A 15,690-nucleotide genomic window follows, 5' to 3' on the forward strand; every position below is an offset into this window, starting at 1 on the left:
GTCCGGCGGGAGGCACCGCGGTGGGTTCGGTGGATCCGGGCCGAGCCGCCGGGCCGCGCTGTCGGAACGGCGCTCGCGGGCGCAGTTCCCATGGCGCGGCCGGGGCGGCGGTCTGGTGACGCGAGGTACAGCCTTCCACGGGAATCCCGGGTTTCGGACGACCGAACACGAGATGAGTTTCGTTCGTTATGTTCCCGTGACGTTCATTCCGTGAATGAAGGCGATAAGTGGAAAATTCACCGTCTGCCTGCACTAACTCAGGTCCCACCGGTGTCGACGGCCGTTCACACGGGAGCGACACCGCCGAAACCTGGGCCCTGAAAAGCAGGGAAGCGGCGAGGCCTCGGAAGGCCTCGCCGCTCGAACCGGTGGAGCCTACAGGGACTTCCACTCGGCGCAGTTGAAGATCGGGCCGCCCTGGCTGTTGCCGTTGCCCTTGACGCCTTCGATGAGGTTCTTGTTCCACAGGATGCCCTGCGGCTCGTCGAACAGCGGGAGGGTCAGCGCCAGCGGCACGACGATCGCCTCGACGTCGTTGGCGAACTGGGCCGCCTCGGCGACGTCGGTGGTCGACTTGATCTTCGCGATGGCCTCGTCGACCTCCGGGAAGGAGTAGTTGCCGTAGTTGACGCCGGTCTCGAAGTACTGGTTCGGCGCCGCCACGAAGGTCGGGCTGCCGGACCAGCCGAAGATGACCAGGTCGAACTGGCCCTCGGAGAGCACGGTGCCGAGCTCGCCGTCGGGGATGGCCTGGAGCTCGACGGTGATGCCGATCAGGGCGAGCTGCGCCTGCGCGAGCTCGGCGATGGTCGTGCGGGTCGCGTCGCCGTCGCCGTAGCGGAAGACCAGGTTCGGCACCGCGGCGCCGTCCTTGGTCAGCGCCTGGCCCTCGGCCGCACCGGTGTAGCCGGCCTCGGTGAGGATCGCGGCGGCCGCGGCGGTGTCGCCCGAGCCCTGCTTGGTCGGGGTGAGGAGGTCGGTGAAGTACTCGCTCTTCTGCCCGAAGAAGTGGTTGAGGCGCTGGGAGACCTCGGTGTCCGGGTAGACGCGCGAGATGGCGTCGGCGACGTTGATGGCGGTGAAGATCGCCTGGCGCAGCGCCACATCCTTCAGCGGCTCGGAGTTCAGGTTGGTGTCGATGTGGAGCCAGACGCCGCCCTCGTAGATCTCCTGGGCGAGGGCCTGGTCCTCAGCGGCCTTGTCGAACTCCTCCTGGGAGAACTCGCTCGGCCACGCGCCGGCGATGGTGCCCTGGCGCAGCTCGGTGACGACCGCCTCGGTGCCCTCGACGACCGTCATCGTGAGCTTCTTGACGGTCGGCTTGACCGAGCCGTTCCACTTGTCGTTGAGCTCGTACTTGATGTACTCGCCCATCTTGAAGTCGACGGGCTTGTACGGGCCGCAGACGACGTCGCTGAGGTTCTTCTCGAACCACTCGATGGCCTGGCCCATGACGGCCGGGTCGGTCTGCCAGGTCGCGAAGCCCTCGGCCTCGGCGACGTGCGAGGGCAGGTAGATGGTGGGGCTGTACAGCCACTCGGGGTCGAGGTAACCGTCCTTGAAGGTCACCACGAAGCCGGCGTCGGACGCCTCGATCGAGGCGATGTTGGGGCCGTAGCTGGTCGAGGCCGGGAGCGCCTTGGTCTGGTCGGCGTGCTCCTCGAGGCCGGAGATGCTGTACCACTGGAAGATGAAGTCCTCCACGCGGATCGGGTTGCCGTCCGACCACTGCGCGTTCTCCTGGACGGTGTATTCGACCTTGAGGGGGGCGTCGCTGACGATCTTCGCGTCGGCGAACACGGCGTCGTTCAGGTGGAACTCGCCGTTCTCGTCCCAGTCGCCCGAGGTGTTGCCGTCGAGGCCGTAGCGCATCGGGTACATCGCCTGGTGGCCGTACGAGTTGTTGCCCGCCTGGGTGTTCTCGTTCCACGACTCCCACGCCGAGGGGATCGCCCAGGTGAGCTCGGTGGCGCCGGAGCCGCCGTTGCCTTCGTTGCCGCCGCACGCGGCGAGGGTGAAGGCGGCCGTTCCGCCGATGGTCAGGCCGCCGAGAGCTCTACGGGTCAGAGCCATGAGTGTTCTCCTCCAGGTGTCGATGCCGAGGGGCCTTCGCGAAGGCGCCGATGCCTCGCGTCCGTGTGAGCGGGGTGGGGAAGGCGTCAGGTGCCCTCGGCGGTGTTGTGACAAACACTTGCACAGACGTGAGGGGATTGACATGGCCGAGGCACCAACTGGAGTTTATTCGTGATGTATTCGTGACTTTGCGCCTCGAAAGCAGTGCCCAGCATGGACCGTGGGGCCGATATGGCATCGGCCCCACGGGGGAATTCAGTGAATTATCTGGACGGATGGTATCGAAACCGTAGCGGCTCCATTCGGTCTCGGCATGAGGCGGCTAGCCCTCTTCGCCGGCCGTCCACTCCACGAGGTTGTACTCCGGGCCGAGCTGCGCCATGCCGTTCGCCTGGAGGTTGCCGACCATCGTGGTGTTGTACGCGTACGACAGCGGGCTGTCGTAGATCGGCAGGGTGTAGGCCGCGTCGACGACCGCCTTCGAGATCTGGTTGGCGAACTCGGCCGCCTCGTCGAGCTCCAGGGTGCTGTTCACCTGGTCGATGAGCGCGTCCACGGCCGGGTCGTTGAACTTGCCGTAGTTCGAGGACGAGTCGGAGCCGAAGAACTGCTGCGGCGAGCCGGTGAAGGCCGGGTTGCCCACCCAGCTGAAGATGCAGGTGTCCCACTCGCCGGCCTCGATCTTCGAGAACAGGTCGTCGCCGACGACGCCGTTGAGCGTGATGTCCCAGCCGATCTCGGCCGCGTACGCCTGGAGCAGCGAGGCGGTGTCCTTGCGCACGACGTTGTCGGCGGAGAACAGGAAGTCCGTCGTCACGACGTCGCCGTCGGGGCTGACGAGCTTGCCGTCGCCGTTCCAGGTGTAGTTCGCGGCCGTGAGGAGCGCCTTGGCGGCGTCGGCGTCGCCGGAGCCGTACCCGGCGTCGGTGGTGTAGTCCGCGTAGTACGGGCTCGACTCCGAGAAGAAGTGGTTGCCCTTCCACGGGACCTCGATGCCCGGGAACATCTTCGAGGTGATGTCCTTGATGTTCACGAGCGTGAAGAACGCCTTGCGCAGGGCGATGTCCTTGAAGAAGGCCGAGTTCATGTTGATGTCCACGTGCGACCAGGTCGCACCGGAGTAGACCTCGTACTTCATCTTCGGGTCGTCGTCGAGCTGCGCGAGGATCTCGACGTCGAAGTCGCTGGGGCGCGAGCCCGCGACGGTGCCCTGGCGCATCTCGGTGACGATCGCCTCGAGGCCGTCGACCATCTGCATGGTGAGCTTCTTGAAGACCGGCTTCTTGTCGCCCTGGTAGTGCTCGTTGGGCTCGTAGATGACGAACTCGCCGAGCTTGGAGTCGACCGGCTTGTACGGGCCGAGGCCCACCGGGCACAGGTCGTTGTTGAAGAACAGGATGGCGTCGCCCATCTGCTCCGCGTCGGTCGCCCAGTCCGGGAAGCCGTTCGCCTCCGCGACGTGGCTGGGGAGGTAGACGCCGCCGGAGAAGGCCCACTCGGCGGTGCTGTACCCGGCCTTGTAGGTGGTGACGATCGAGCCGTCCTCCTCCTGGGTGATCGACTCGACGTTCGAGCCCCAGTCGGTGCTGGTCGGGGTGGCCTTCTCCTGGTTCGCGTGCTCGGGCAGGCCCGACATCGCGTGCCACAGGAAGATGAAGTCCTCCAGGCGGACCGGCTTGCCGTCCGACCACTTGACGCCCTCCTTGAGGAGGACCTTCACGGCCAGCGGCTCCTCGGAGACCAGCTCCGGCGGGCCCGAGAACAGGTTGGTGTCGTAGAAGACGTTGCCCTCGGGGTCGAAGTCGTAGCCGGCGTTGGTGCCGCCGCCGCCGACCGGGTTCATCGGGGCGGTGGCCTCGTTGCAGGAGCTGGTGTTGCCGAGCGCGGTGGTCTGGTTCCAGGCCTCCCACGGCCAGGAGACCGCCCACACGAGCTCGTCGTTCTGGGCGCCGCCGCCGTCTTCGTTGCCGCCGCAGGCCGCCAGCATGAGGGCGGAGGAACCGCCGATCGTGAGGCCGCCGAGTGCTCTACGTGTCAGAGCCATTGCTGTGTCTCCTCCATAGGGTGTTCCGGCCGAGGGGTTCGCCCGATGCGCCGCGGGGGGCTTCGTCGCCGTCACGGGGGTCGCGGAGGGGCCAGGCGGCCGCTCGGCAGTGCTGGGAGCCACAGTGCCATGCATGGGGGGTGAAGGGAACGCATCGGTACGAAGTTGCCGGATCATTGTTACCGGACCGATACGCGGAGGGGACGGCCCGAAACGGGCCGTCCCCTCGCGAATGCCGCCGGACTACGCGGGCTTCCACTCCTGGATGTTCCACATGGGACCGGCCTGGCTGTTGCCGTTGGCGACGATCCCGTCGAGCGCGCCGTTCAGGTAGACCACGGACTGCGGCTCGTCGAAGATCGGCAGCGTGAACGCCTGCGGCACCACCATCGCGCCGACGTCGTTCGCGAAGCCCGCGGCCTCGCCGATGTCGGTCGTGGAGCGCACCTTGGCGATCGCCTCGTCGAGGCCGTCGAGCCGGTACTTGCCGAAGTTCGAGGACGAGTCGGACCCGAAGTACTGCGCGGGCGCGGTCGTGAACGCGGGCGTGCCGGACCAGCCGTAGATCACGAGGTCGAAGTCGCCCTCGGAGAGCACGGTGCCGAGCTCGCCGTCCGGGATGGCGTCGAGCGAGACGTCGATGCCGATCTCGGCCAGATAGGACTGCACGAGTTCACCGGCGAGCGTGCGGGTCGCGTCCCCTTCGCCGTAGCGGAAGTTGAACTTGACGGGCTTGCCGTCGGGCGTCATCAGCGTGTCGCCGGTGGTGTACCCGGCACCCTTGAGCAGTTGGTTGGCCGCGTCCGCGGCGCCTGAGCCCTGCACCGGCTTGGAGGCCGCCAGCAGGTCCTCGAAGTACTGGGACTCCTTGTTGAAGAAGTGGTTGGTGCGCGGCGTGACATCGGTGTCCGGGTAGGCCTTGGCGATGATGTCCGCGTTGTCGATCGCGGCGAAGACCGCTTGGCGCAGCACCCGGTCGGACAGGAACTCGTTGTTCGTGTTCGTGTCGATGTGGAGCCAGATCGAGCCGTCGTAGACCTCGGTGGTGACGGCGTCGTCGTCGGCGACCTTGTCGAGCTCCTCCTGGCTGAACTCGGAGGGCCAGGAGCCGTCGATGGAGCCCTGGCGCAGTTCGGTGATGATCGCCTCGGTGCCTTCGACGACCTTCATCTGGAGCTTCTCGAGGGCGGGCTTGGTGGAGCCCTGGTAGTTCTCGTTGGGCTCGAAGGTGACGTAATCGCCGGCGACGGCGTCGACCGGCTTGTAGGGCCCGGTGGCCCAGGTGGGCGGGTTCTGGGTGAACCAGGTGGCGCTGCCGCCCATCTGGGCCGGGTCGGTCTCCCAGTTCGGGAAGCCGTTGTCCGCGGCGATGTGGGCCGGGTACATCGGCGTCTGGAAGAACTGCCATTCGGGGTCGAGGTAGCCGTCCACATAAGTCATGGTGACGACGTCGCCCTCCTGGGTGATCGAGGCGACGTTGGCGCCCCAGTCGGTGGAGGCGGGCAGGCACTGGGTCTGGTCGCAGTGCTCGGCCTTGCCCGACATCTGGTGCCAGACGTAGACGAAGTCGTCGACGCCGAAGGGCTCGCCGTCGGACCACTGGGCGTTCTCGTTGAGCGTGTAGGCCACGGTCATCGGCGATTCGCCCGTGAGCTCGGGGGCCTTGGCGAGGAGCGCGTCGTTGTAGACCCACTCGGCGTCCTGGTTGAAGTCGCCGAGCGCAGTGGTGCCCGGGTACAGGGCCTGGTGCAGGTAGGACGTGTTGCCGTCGGCCGTGTTCTCGTTCCACGACTCCCAGCCCGAGCTGATCGCCCAGGTGACGTCGGTGTCCCCGCCGCCCGAATCGCTCCCGCCGCCGCAGGCGGCGAGCGCCCCGGCGGCCAGCAGCGCCGTTCCGGCGAGGGCCCAGGTCCTCGCTGTTGCAGGTCGCATATGACCACTCCCCCGTGTCCGATTCCACTGTGGGGCCCGAGGGCCCGGGATCATCGTTACACCTGGAAGGGCCGGTTTCGGGAAGTTCGGGACAAACGGCGGGGCGTCACTCCTCCATCTCGGCGGGGAGCGGTCGGGAGTGGACGACGGTGAGGCGGGAGACGGCGCGGGTGAGGGCGACGTAGAGGTGGCGCAGGCCGACGCCGTCGATGGTGGCGCCTCCGGTCGCGGGGGCCGCGACGATCTCGGCGGGCTCCACGACGACGACGTGGTCGTACTCGAGGCCCTTGGCGAGGCTGGCGGCGACGACTTCGACGCGTCCGGTGCCGTCGAGCAGGGTCTTGAGTTCGGCGGCGAGGTCGTCGGCGGCGATGACGCCGACGAGGCCTTCCTCCGCCAGCGCCTTGGTGACGGCCTCCCGCACGCCCGCTTGGAGGTCGGCGGTCTCGATCCGGTCGCAGGAGCCGTCGGAGCGGATGGATCGCGCGGGCGCGACGTCGACGCCGAGGTGCGGGAGGACCCGGTTGGCGAGGGCGATGATGACGGCCGGGACGCGGAAGCCGGTGGTGAGCTCGGTGTGCTCGACCTGCTCTTTGCCGAGGTGGCGCATCTGGTCGGTCCAGGAGGCGGCGGCCCAGGGGGTGGTGCCCTGCGCGAGGTCGCCGAGGACGGTCACGGAGCCTTTGCCGGAGCGGCGGGCGATCACGCGGCACTGCATCGGGGAGAGGTCCTGGGCTTCGTCGATCACGATGTGGCCGAAGGACTCCGAGGGTTCGCGGAGCTTCATGTGCGACTCGATCTCGTCGGCGATGAGGAGGTCCCCGGCGGTCGGCTTGGCGGGCTTCCCGGCGAGCAGCGCGGCCTCTTCTTCGGTGAGGATGCCCCGGGTGGCGTCGGCGCGGAAGGCCGCGTCGGTGAGGAGCTTCTTCATGACGGTCTTGGTGTTGAGCTTGGGCCAGACCGCGTCGAGGAAGGCCCGCACGGACTCGGTGCGCTTGAGCTTGGTGGCCCATTTGTTGTCCGGGGAGTGGCCGGAGCGGATCTCGGCTTGGCGGCGGGCGCCCTGCACGATGGCGTCCTCGACGGCTTTGCGTCCGGCGGTGTAGGTGCGGGTGTGCTTGCGGGCGTTCGTGATCGCCTCGTCGAGGTACCTGAGGCCGAGACGCCAGCGCCAGCCGCCGTCGGTGATGAGGAGGCCTTCGTCGGGGGTGATACCGCCGTCGACGGCGGTGCCGACGTGGCCCCAGACGGCGCGTTCGCAGACGAGGGCCATGCGGGCGTCGTGTTTGACGAGGGCGGCCGCGTGGGTGTCGGCGGCGAGGGCGGTGTGGGCGCCGGTGAGCTGCTGGACGGTGACCTGCCAGACGGAGGATTCGCCGAGGGTGGGGAGGACGCCCGAGATGTAGGAGAGGAAGCCTTCGTTGGGGCCGACGACGAGGACGCCGGCCTTGTCGAGCTTCTCGGTGTAGTTGTAGAGGAGCCAGGCGGCGCGGTGGAGGCCGACGGCGGTCTTGCCGGTGCCGGGGGCGCCTTGGACGCAGAGGTTGACGGCGGCTTCGCGGCGGATGAGCTCGTCCTGCTCGGGCTGGATGGTGGCGACGATGTCGCGCATCGGTCCGGTGCGGGGGCGTTCGATCTCTTCGGTGAGGATGTCGGAGGCGACCTCTTCGCCGAGGAGGAGGTTCTCGTCTTCGAAGCCGGTGATGCGGGCGCCTTGGAAGCCGAAGCGGCGGCGTTTGGCGACGTCGCGGCGGTCGTGGGCGGAGGCGCGGTAGTACTGCTCGGAGAGCGGGGCGCGCCAGTCGAGGACGATGGGGTCGTTGTGCTCGTCGCGGATGTGGCGGCGGCCGATGTGGAAGTCCTCGCCGTCGTCCATCCAGATGCGGCCGAAGAAGAGGGCGATGTCGCGGTCGGCGAGGTCGGCGAGGCGGGGGACGGTGTAGTTGGCCATGGCCCAGCCGAAGAGGTGGTCGGACCGGACGTCGCCGAGGCCGAGGTTCTTGGTGGACTCGTCGAAGTCGCCGGAGTAGATGTTGTGGATGCCCTCGGTGAGGTCGCGCATGGCGGCCATCTGGGCGCGGGCGTGCTCGTGGTGCTGGAGTTCGGCTTGGAGCTCGGTTTCGGACACAGCTTGTCTCCCGGTGGATTTGTACAGGATTGAAGCAGACGAGCCGTCGAGCTTACTGAACCTTGACCTGCGGGAGCAATCGATTTACCGGGCGGCGAGGGGTTTGACGTCCACGAGGCGGCCGTCGTCGCGGTGGAGGACCCAGCCGGTGCCGGGCGGGGCGGTGTCGGGGGTGTCGAGGGGGAGGGTGAGGTCGTGGCCGGCGAGGTCGTGGCCGTCGCGGGCGGCGACGGCGACGAGGAGCGCGGCGAGGACGATGCCTTCGGCGCAGACGACGGTGGTGCGGCGGGGGTCGGGGAGGGCGCGGATCGCCTTGGCGGCCAGCCAGACCGCGGTGTGGGCCGGGCCGGGCAGTTCGGGGGCGTGGGCGCTCAGGTCGTCGGCGACGGTGACGCGGAGGTCGAGGCGGCTGGCGAGGGGCGCGAGGGTGTCGGCGCAGGCGCGGGCGGGGCCGCTGAGGAGGTTGGTGGGGTTGTAGAGCTGCAGGAAGTCGGCGAGCGCCCAGGCGCGGCGGGACTGCTCGTCGGTGAGGGGCGCCGGTGCGGTCGCGGGGAGGGCGACGTGCCGCAGGAGGATGAGCGCTGAGAGCATCAGCGGCCCCCGTTCGCGCGGAGGCGGGACGAGGGCCGGGGCACGGCAACCGGGAGACGCATATTGAAGATGCTTCATCCTTGAGTGAACTGTGGATGAAGCCGAAGGTGAACCGGGGGTGAACAGTCCGCGGCGGAGCCGTCGCCCTCGGCGAAGCTCGCGACCTGTGAGCTGTCTACGGCTGGTAGCGGAGGTCCTCGTACTCCTCGTGGCGCTGCATCCACCGGTCGACGAACGGGCAGGTCGGGTACGCCTTCGCGCCCTTCTCCCGCAGGTCGTCGAGGGCGTGGCGCACGAGCCGGTCGCCCCAGCCCTGGCCGCGCAGCGAGCGGTCCACTTCGGTGTGGGGCAGCACGACGAAGTCCTCGCGGGTGAGGTACTCCAGGTAGCCGAGCACGCCTCCGGCGTCGTCGCGCAGCTCGTACCGGTTCTCGTCGACATTCTCGACCACAGAAAGATCCGCCATGCGGCCAACCCTATCCAGGTAAGCCCCTGATCAGCGAATGAGTGCGTGCTCGCACACGTCCGGGAATAGCGAGGGAGACGAGGGCGGCGGCGGCGCAGATGCAGGCTGCGGCGGTGAAGACTTCGGCGTATTGGTTGGCGAGGGCGGCGTTGAGGGCTTTGAGGTAGTCCGCTTGGAGCGCAAGGTATTCGGCTTCGGAGATGCCGAACGGGAGGGGCGTGTCGAGGTCGGCGGTGGCCTGCTGGAAGCGGTGGAGGCTCCAGGAGGTGAGGGCGGCGACGCCGATGAGCATGCCCATCATGCGGGCGACGACGACGGCGGCGGAGGCGGTGCCGTGGCTGTCCTCGGGGGTGGTGCGGAGGGCGGCGGAGGAGAGCGGGGCGATGGTGGCGCCGAGGGCGGCTCCGGCGAGGGCGAGGCCGGGTTCGATGTCGGGGACGGTGCGGGCGATCCAGAAGTAGGCGGCGGCCGCGGCGGCGAAGCCGATCGCGGCCGGGAGGCGTTCGCCGTAGCGGGAGGCGATGAAGCCGCCGAGGAGCGCGCCGGCCGGGAGGCCGGCGAGGAACCACAGGAGGAGGAGTGCGCCTCCCGTGGCGTCGAGGCCGCGGAGGGTCTGGGCGAGGAGCTGCACGTCGACGAGGGTGACCATGAGGGCCGCGCCGGCGGCGAGGCTCGCGGCGAGTCCGGCGGCGAAGGGCCGCCAGGCGACCCCGGCGGGGTCGAGGAGGCGGGTGGCCGAGTACCGCTGCTGGAGGCCGAAGACGACGAGGACCACGGCTCCGGCGATGACCGTGGGCAGCCCCCAGGAGGGCAGGACGGCGGCCGCGGAGTCGGGGTTGTAGAGCCCGACTGTGAAGAGTCCCAGGGCGAGCGCGAGGAGCAGTCCGCCGAGGAAGTCGATGCGGCCCGCGTCGCGCCGCGCCTCCGTCTTCGGCAGGGCGAACTGGATCGCCAGCGCCGCGAGGAGCGCGAGCGGCACGTTGATCCAGAAGATGCCGCGCCATCCGACGAGGGCGGCGACGGCGGCGCCGAAGAGGGGGCCGAGGACGGCGCCGAGTTCCTGTGCGGCGCCGACCCATCCGAGGACGGCGGGGCGGCGGCGGGCGGTGAAGAGGTCGGCGGCGAGGGCCATGGTGACGGGCAGGAGGGCGCCGCCGGCGAGGCCTTGGAGGGTGCGTCCGGCGGCGAGGGGCCACAGGTCGGTGGCGAGCGCGCTGATGACGGAGCCGATGGCGAAGGCGGCGAGGCAGGCGTGGATGAGGGCTTTGCGGCCGAAGCGGTCGGAGAGGCGCCCGAGGAGCGGCATCCCGGCGGTGTAGCCGAGGAGGTAGCCGGTGACGAGGGGTGTGGCGCGTTCGAGGTGGTTGACGGGGATGTCGAACTCGCCGATCATGTCGACGAGAACCGTGACGAGGACGTACGCGTCGATCGACCCGATGAGGACGGCGGCCCCGGCGGCGCCGATGGCGAGCCTGCGGCGGCCCGGGTCGGCCTGCTTCAGGTCAGGGCGCCTCAATCGTCACCGATTCGTCGTAGTCGGAGAGCAGGAGGGTGACCGTGGCGTCGCCTTGGGAGAACTCGGCTTTGACGACGCGGGAGGTGTCCTGGTCGAACCAGACGGTGGCGGCGTTCCAGTCCCCTTCGGCGGGGATGAGGGTGGCGAAGGCGGCGGGGTCGAATTCGACGGTGTAGCGGTAGGTCTCGACGCCGTCGACCTTCTCGGTGTCCTCGGCTTCGGCCGAGTCGGCGGCTTCGAGGAGGGCGGCGACGCCGGCGTCGGGGTCGAGCAGGAGGGTGGGGTCGTAGGGCAGCATGTCGTCGCCGACGGGGATCTGCTGGAAGCCGCCGGTGGGGCCTTTGACCCAGGCGTCCTCGCCGATGATGACGTACTCGGCTTCGATGTCCATGCCGAACGCGGTGAGGGTGCCGGTGCCTTCGGCGGAGCCGTCGGCGGTGACGGTGCCGTCGGCGGCTTTGATGTCGAGCCCGGGGACGTCGCCGTCGACGGCGAGGTCGAAGCGGACGCTCTCGACGTCGCGCATGGCGGAGGCGGCGTCGGGGAGCATCTCGTCGGCGGCGGGCAGGTCCCCGCTGCCGGAGCAGGCGGCGGCCGCGAGCAGGGCGAGCGCGGCGGTGGCCACGAGGGGTGTCGTTCGCATGGCCCGATCCTATGCCGTCGCGGACACCCGCCGGAGTCCTCGACACGGCCGGGGCCGCCGGGCTCCGCGGCGGCGCTTCGGGTCCGGCGAGGATCACAGCGGGCCTCGGGTCGGCAGTGGCGGCGCCCATTGCCGACCCGGGGGCGTCGTCGTTAAGGTCGACCGCAGGAAACCCCGTCTCACCCCGTGGAACACCGTCGAAGGGACACGCCGCCGTGCTCGCAAACCCCGTCTTCCGCTACCGCATGCTGACGCTCGCCGAGGGCTGGTCGTTCGTGCTGCTCCTCGTGTTCGGCTCGCTTCTGAGCCGGATCTCGGAGATCGACCTGGTGATGCCGCTCGGGGCGCTGCACGGCGCCCTGTTCGTGCTGCTGGTCCTCAGCACGTTCCTGATCCGCCGCCGCCTCGACTGGGGCTTCGGCACGACGCTCGTCGCGCTGATCTGCTCGGTGGTGCCGTTGGCGCCGTTCTTCTTCCACCACGCGAAGAAGGACGAGTTCCTGGCGGCCGAGCGCGCCGCGCAGCCGGCCTAGCGGCGGTGGGGTCGGTGGGCTGGCTCGAGGCGGCCGCGATCCTGGCCGCCGGGTTCGGCGCGGGCATGATCAACGTCATCGTCGGCTCGGGGACCCTGATCTCGTTCCCGGTGCTGCTCCTGTTCGGGTATCCGCCGGTGGTCGCGAACGTCTCGAACACGCTCGGGCTCGTCCCCGGCAGCCTCTCAGGGACCATCGGCTATCGCCGTGAGCTGCAAGCGAACGGGCGTCTGGCGCGGATGCTGGTGCCCGCCTCGATGGCCGGGGGAATCCTGGGCGCCTCGCTGCTGTTCCTGCTGCCGGCGGCGGCGTTCGAGTTGATCGTGCCGGTGCTCATCGCCGTCGGCATCGCGATGGTGCTGGTGGGGCCGCTCGTGCAGCGGAACGCGGCCCGGCGGGCGGCCGGACGGACCGGGCCGTCTGGGACACCGCTGTGGAAAACCGCCGTCACGCTCGCGGGCATGTTCGCGCTGGGCGTCTACGGCGGCTATTTCGGTGCCGCTCAAGGCATCCTCATCGTCGGCCTGCTCAGTCTGCTCACCGTCGAGACCCTGCAGTCACTCAACGGCGTGAAGAACCTGCTGGTCATGGCCGTGAACCTGATCGCGGCCGTTGCGTTCCTAGTGATCTCCCCCGCCAGCATCGACTGGCTCGTCGTCGCCCTCATCGCGGTCGGATCCGCCCTCGGCGGCCTGGTGGGCGCCCGCATCGGACGGCGACTCCCCGCACCCGTACTCCGCGGGGCCATCGCCGCCATCGGGACGGTGGCGATCGTGTACCTGCTCGCCACCTGACCCAGGGCACAAAAAAGGATCCGCCCGAGTCGATCGACTCGGGCGGATCCCCTGCTGTGCCCCCGGCAGGATTCGAACCTGCGACACCTGGTCCCGGAAACCAGTGCTCTATCCACTGAGCTACGGAGGCGCTGTCCGATGCGTCGGACGGGACGATGCTACCAGTCTCCGGGCGCGGGGTCGCAGGCGGTTTGGCCGGTGAGGATCACACCCGGGCGAGTGCCGCCGTTTCGCGGGAGGAATGTCGGCCGACGGGTCTAGGCTGACCCGGCGGAAACCCCCGAGCCTAGCTGACACGCTGGGGGTTCGGTGTCCGAAACACCGGAAAACCGCAACATCTTGGGGCGACCCCAACGACCGACCACTACATGTATGATTCTGCTCTGTCAGGTCGGTGCTGTCAGCTCCCGTTCCCACTGCGTGGGGAGGGCGGCGCCGCCGCGCCGCCAGCGCGATCCGCAGCAGATCGCGCGTCTTTCAAAGACACAGACCGAGGGGATGCAGAGATGACCGGGCTCGCCACCACGCCATCCGCCACCAGCACCGCACCGCAGCAGCGGGAACCCGAGCAGGGTCCCGCCGCCCTCATCGCCGAGCGCCTCCGCGCTCACGCCGCCGGCCTGCCCGATGTGGACGCCGAGAAGGTCATCGCCCAGATCGAGGCCGGCCTCTGGCCCGGCGCGACCGAGTCGGCCCTGCGCGAGCGGGCCATCGAGATCACCTCGGCCACCGTCGCCTCCGAGCCCACGTACTCGAAGCTCGCGGCGCGGCTCCTCGCCGAGCACATCGCCGACGAGACCGCGGGCGAGGGCGTCACCTCGTTCACGTCGTCCATCGCGGCCTGCAACGCGAACGGGCTCCTCGCGGACGACCTGGTGGCGTTCGTGGACGCCAACGCCGCGGCCCTCGACGCCGTGATCGACGAGGCCGCGGACGACCGGTTCGAGTACTTCGGCCTGCGCACCGTCTACGACCGGTACCTGCTGCGCCACCCCGAGCACCGCTCCGTGCTCGAGCGCCCCCAGTACTTCATGCTCCGCGTCGCGTGCGGGCTGAGCCAGTCGGTCGAGGAGGCCGCCGAACTCTACCGCCTGCTCTCGACGCTCTCGTACCTGCCGTCGTCGCCGACCCTGTTCAACTCGGGCACCAAGCGCGCGCAGCTCTCCTCGTGCTTCCTCCTGGACTCCCCGAAGGACGAGCTCGACTCGATCTACGAGCGGTACAGCCAGGTCGCGCGCCTCTCGAAGTACGCCGGCGGCATCGGCATCGCGTGGTCGCGGGTGCGTTCGCGCGGGTCGCTGATCCGGGGCACGAACGGGCACTCGAACGGCATCGTGCCGTGGCTGCGGACCCTCGACTCGTCCGTGGCGGCCGTGAACCAGGGCGGGCGCCGCAAGGGCGCCGCGTGCGTGTACCTCGCGTCGTGGCACGCGGACATCGAGGAGTTCCTCGAGCTGCGCGACAACACCGGCGACAACGAGCGCCGCACGCACAACCTGAACCTCGCCAACTGGATCCCCGACGAGTTCATGCGCCGCGTCGAGAACGACGAGCAGTGGTCGCTGTTCGACCCGAAGGAGACGCCCGAGCTCGTCGACCTGTGGGGCGACGACTTCGACCAGGCGTACCGGGCCGCCGAGGCCGCGGGCAAGGCCAAGAAGGCCGTCGCGGCGCGAGAGCTGTACGGGCGCATGATGCGCACGCTCGCACAGACCGGGAACGGCTGGATGACCTTCTCCGACACCGCGAACCGCACCTCGAACCAGACGGCGCGCAAAGAGAACGTCATCCACCTCTCGAACCTGTGCACCGAGATCCTCGAGGTCACCAACGACTCCGAGACGGCCGTGTGCAACCTCGGCTCGGTGAACCTGGCCGAGCACACCACGCCCGCGGGCTTCGACTTCGAGCGCCTCGAGGAGACCGTCCGCACGGCGGTCAAGTTCCTCGACCGGACCATCGACCTCGGCTTCTACCCGACCGCGGAGGCCGAGAAGGCCAACCGCAAGTGGCGCCCGATCGGCTTGGGCTGCATGGGCCTCGCCGACGTGTTCTTCAAGCTGAAGCTCGCGTTCGACTCCGAGGAGGCGCTGGCGCTCTCCACGGCGATCGCCGAGCGGATCTCGATCGTGGCGTACGAGACGTCCGCGAAGCTCGCGGCCGAGCTCGGGGCGCACCCGAACTACTCCGAGACCCGCGCGGCCGACGGCGTGCTCCACATCGACCACTACGCGGACGCCCGGCTCACCCTGGGCGAGCGGTGGGACGCGGTGCGGGCGCTGATCGGCGAGCACGGCCTGCGCAACTCGCTGATGATCGCGATCGCGCCGACCGCGACCATCGCCTCGATCGCCGGCTGCGCCGAGTGCATCGAGCCGGTCGTCTCGAACGTCTTCAAGCGCGAGACCCTCTCGGGCGAGTTCCTGCAGGTCAACCGCCACCTGATCACCGAGCTGAAGGAGCGCGGGATCTGGAACGAGCAGGTGCGCCAGGCGATCGTGGTCGCCGAGGGCTCCGTGCAGGGCATCGCCGCGATCCCGGCCGACCTCCAGGAGCGGTACCGCACCGCCTGGGAGCTGCCGCAGCGCGCGCTCATCGACCTGGCCGCGGCCCGCACGCCGTTCATCGACCAGGCCCAGTCGCTCAACCTGTTCCAGGCCGCGCCGACCATCGGCAAGCTCTCGTCGATGTACCGGTACGCCTGGAAGTCCGGCCTGAAGACCACGTACTACCTGCGCAGCCGCCCGGCCACGCGCATCAACCAGACCACGGTCAGTGCGGCGGGCGCCGCCGAGAAGCCGGCCGAGCTGGCCGTCGTCCCGACCGAGCTCGAGGTCATCCCGGCCGACATCGCGTGCTCCCTGGAGAACCCGGAGACCTGCGAGGCCTGCCAGTAAGACCCTGTGAGGCGGGGTCCTCCGGGACCCCGCCTTCTACACCCCTTGCGCTCCATCGCAACACTTGACGACG

The 15,690-nt window shown here is 69.3% G+C and carries 11 protein-coding genes and 1 tRNA gene; 3 read left to right on the forward strand and 9 right to left on the reverse strand.

What is annotated here, in order from left to right; all coding sequences use genetic code 11:
- Window positions 1–375 precede the first annotated feature (375 nt).
- The 8 genes from O2L01_RS11120 to O2L01_RS11155 form a co-directional block, all read right to left on the reverse strand.
- A complete protein-coding gene (locus tag O2L01_RS11120; RefSeq protein WP_270121998.1) occupies window positions 376–2,073 on the reverse strand; it encodes an ABC transporter family substrate-binding protein in 1,698 nt (565 codons plus the stop codon).
- A gap of 322 nt (window positions 2,074–2,395) precedes the next feature.
- Window positions 2,396–4,117, reverse strand: a complete 1,722-nt coding sequence (locus tag O2L01_RS11125; RefSeq protein WP_270121999.1) for an ABC transporter substrate-binding protein — start codon at window positions 4,115–4,117, stop codon at window positions 2,396–2,398.
- A 243-nt stretch (window positions 4,118–4,360) separates the two neighbouring features.
- Window positions 4,361–6,049, reverse strand: a complete 1,689-nt coding sequence (locus O2L01_RS11130) for an ABC transporter family substrate-binding protein (RefSeq protein ID WP_270122000.1) — start codon at window positions 6,047–6,049, stop codon at window positions 4,361–4,363.
- 106 nt (window positions 6,050–6,155) lie between these two features.
- Window positions 6,156–8,120: a HelD family protein gene (locus tag O2L01_RS11135; protein WP_374727671.1), complete on the reverse strand. Its 1,965-nt coding sequence runs from the start codon at window positions 8,118–8,120 to the stop codon at window positions 6,156–6,158.
- A gap of 141 nt (window positions 8,121–8,261) precedes the next feature.
- Entirely contained in the window at window positions 8,262–8,768 is a 507-nt protein-coding gene (locus tag O2L01_RS11140) for a hypothetical protein (protein WP_270122002.1), read from the reverse strand.
- Window positions 8,769–8,943: 175 nt separating this feature from the next.
- The gene (locus O2L01_RS11145) at window positions 8,944–9,234 is read right to left on the reverse strand and encodes a GNAT family N-acetyltransferase (protein ID WP_270122003.1); all 291 of its coding nucleotides are present in this window, start codon (window positions 9,232–9,234) and stop codon (window positions 8,944–8,946) included.
- Between the two features lie 10 nt (window positions 9,235–9,244).
- On the reverse strand, window positions 9,245–10,750 hold the full coding sequence (locus O2L01_RS11150; protein WP_270122004.1) for an MFS transporter: 1,506 nt from the start codon (window positions 10,748–10,750) through the stop codon (window positions 9,245–9,247).
- Window positions 10,737–11,393 (reverse strand): LppX_LprAFG lipoprotein, encoded by a 657-nt coding sequence (locus tag O2L01_RS11155; RefSeq protein WP_270122005.1) that lies wholly within the window; start codon window positions 11,391–11,393, stop codon window positions 10,737–10,739. The genes O2L01_RS11150 and O2L01_RS11155 overlap by 14 nt, the downstream gene beginning before the upstream one ends.
- Window positions 11,394–11,608: 215 nt before the next feature.
- On the opposite strand from O2L01_RS11155, the gene O2L01_RS11160 reads away from it, so the two are divergent.
- Together O2L01_RS11160 and O2L01_RS11165 are read left to right on the forward strand one after the other, a co-directional pair.
- Window positions 11,609–11,926 carry a DUF3817 domain-containing protein gene (locus tag O2L01_RS11160; protein WP_270122006.1) on the forward strand — a complete coding sequence of 106 codons (318 nt, stop codon included), beginning with the start codon at window positions 11,609–11,611 and terminating at the stop codon, window positions 11,924–11,926.
- Window positions 11,927–11,940: 14 nt separating this feature from the next.
- Window positions 11,941–12,720, forward strand: a complete 780-nt coding sequence (locus tag O2L01_RS11165; RefSeq protein WP_270122007.1) for a sulfite exporter TauE/SafE family protein — start codon at window positions 11,941–11,943, stop codon at window positions 12,718–12,720.
- Between the two features lie 57 nt (window positions 12,721–12,777).
- On the opposite strand, the gene O2L01_RS11170 is transcribed toward O2L01_RS11165, so the two are convergent.
- Window positions 12,778–12,850, reverse strand: a tRNA-Arg gene (locus tag O2L01_RS11170).
- Between the two features lie 376 nt (window positions 12,851–13,226).
- Here O2L01_RS11170 and O2L01_RS11175 point away from each other — a divergent pair.
- Window positions 13,227–15,617, forward strand: coding sequence for a ribonucleoside-diphosphate reductase subunit alpha (locus O2L01_RS11175; RefSeq protein WP_270122008.1), 2,391 nt, complete (start codon window positions 13,227–13,229; stop codon window positions 15,615–15,617).
- Window positions 15,618–15,690: the final 73 nt, after the last annotated feature.

Origin of the sequence: Glycomyces lechevalierae, from assembly GCF_027622945.1 — a bacterium.
Classification (GTDB): Bacteria; Actinomycetota; Actinomycetes; order Mycobacteriales; family Micromonosporaceae; genus Glycomyces; species Glycomyces rutgersensis.

Coding starts and splice junctions, on each gene's coding strand:
- O2L01_RS11145 (WP_270122003.1), bottom strand. CDS start 9,234: ATGGCGGATCTTTCTGTGGTCGAGAATGTCGACGAGAACCGGTACGAG.
- O2L01_RS11125 (WP_270121999.1), bottom strand. CDS start 4,117: ATGGCTCTGACACGTAGAGCACTCGGCGGCCTCACGATCGGCGGTTCC.
- O2L01_RS11130 (WP_270122000.1), bottom strand. CDS start 6,049: ATGCGACCTGCAACAGCGAGGACCTGGGCCCTCGCCGGAACGGCGCTG.
- O2L01_RS11155 (WP_270122005.1), bottom strand. CDS start 11,393: ATGCGAACGACACCCCTCGTGGCCACCGCCGCGCTCGCCCTGCTCGCG.
- O2L01_RS11175 (WP_270122008.1), top strand. CDS start 13,227: ATGACCGGGCTCGCCACCACGCCATCCGCCACCAGCACCGCACCGCAG.
- O2L01_RS11135 (WP_374727671.1), bottom strand. CDS start 8,120: ATGGCCGCCATGCGCGACCTCACCGAGGGCATCCACAACATCTACTCC.
- O2L01_RS11120 (WP_270121998.1), bottom strand. CDS start 2,073: ATGGCTCTGACCCGTAGAGCTCTCGGCGGCCTGACCATCGGCGGAACG.
- O2L01_RS11140 (WP_270122002.1), bottom strand. CDS start 8,768: ATGCTCTCAGCGCTCATCCTCCTGCGGCACGTCGCCCTCCCCGCGACC.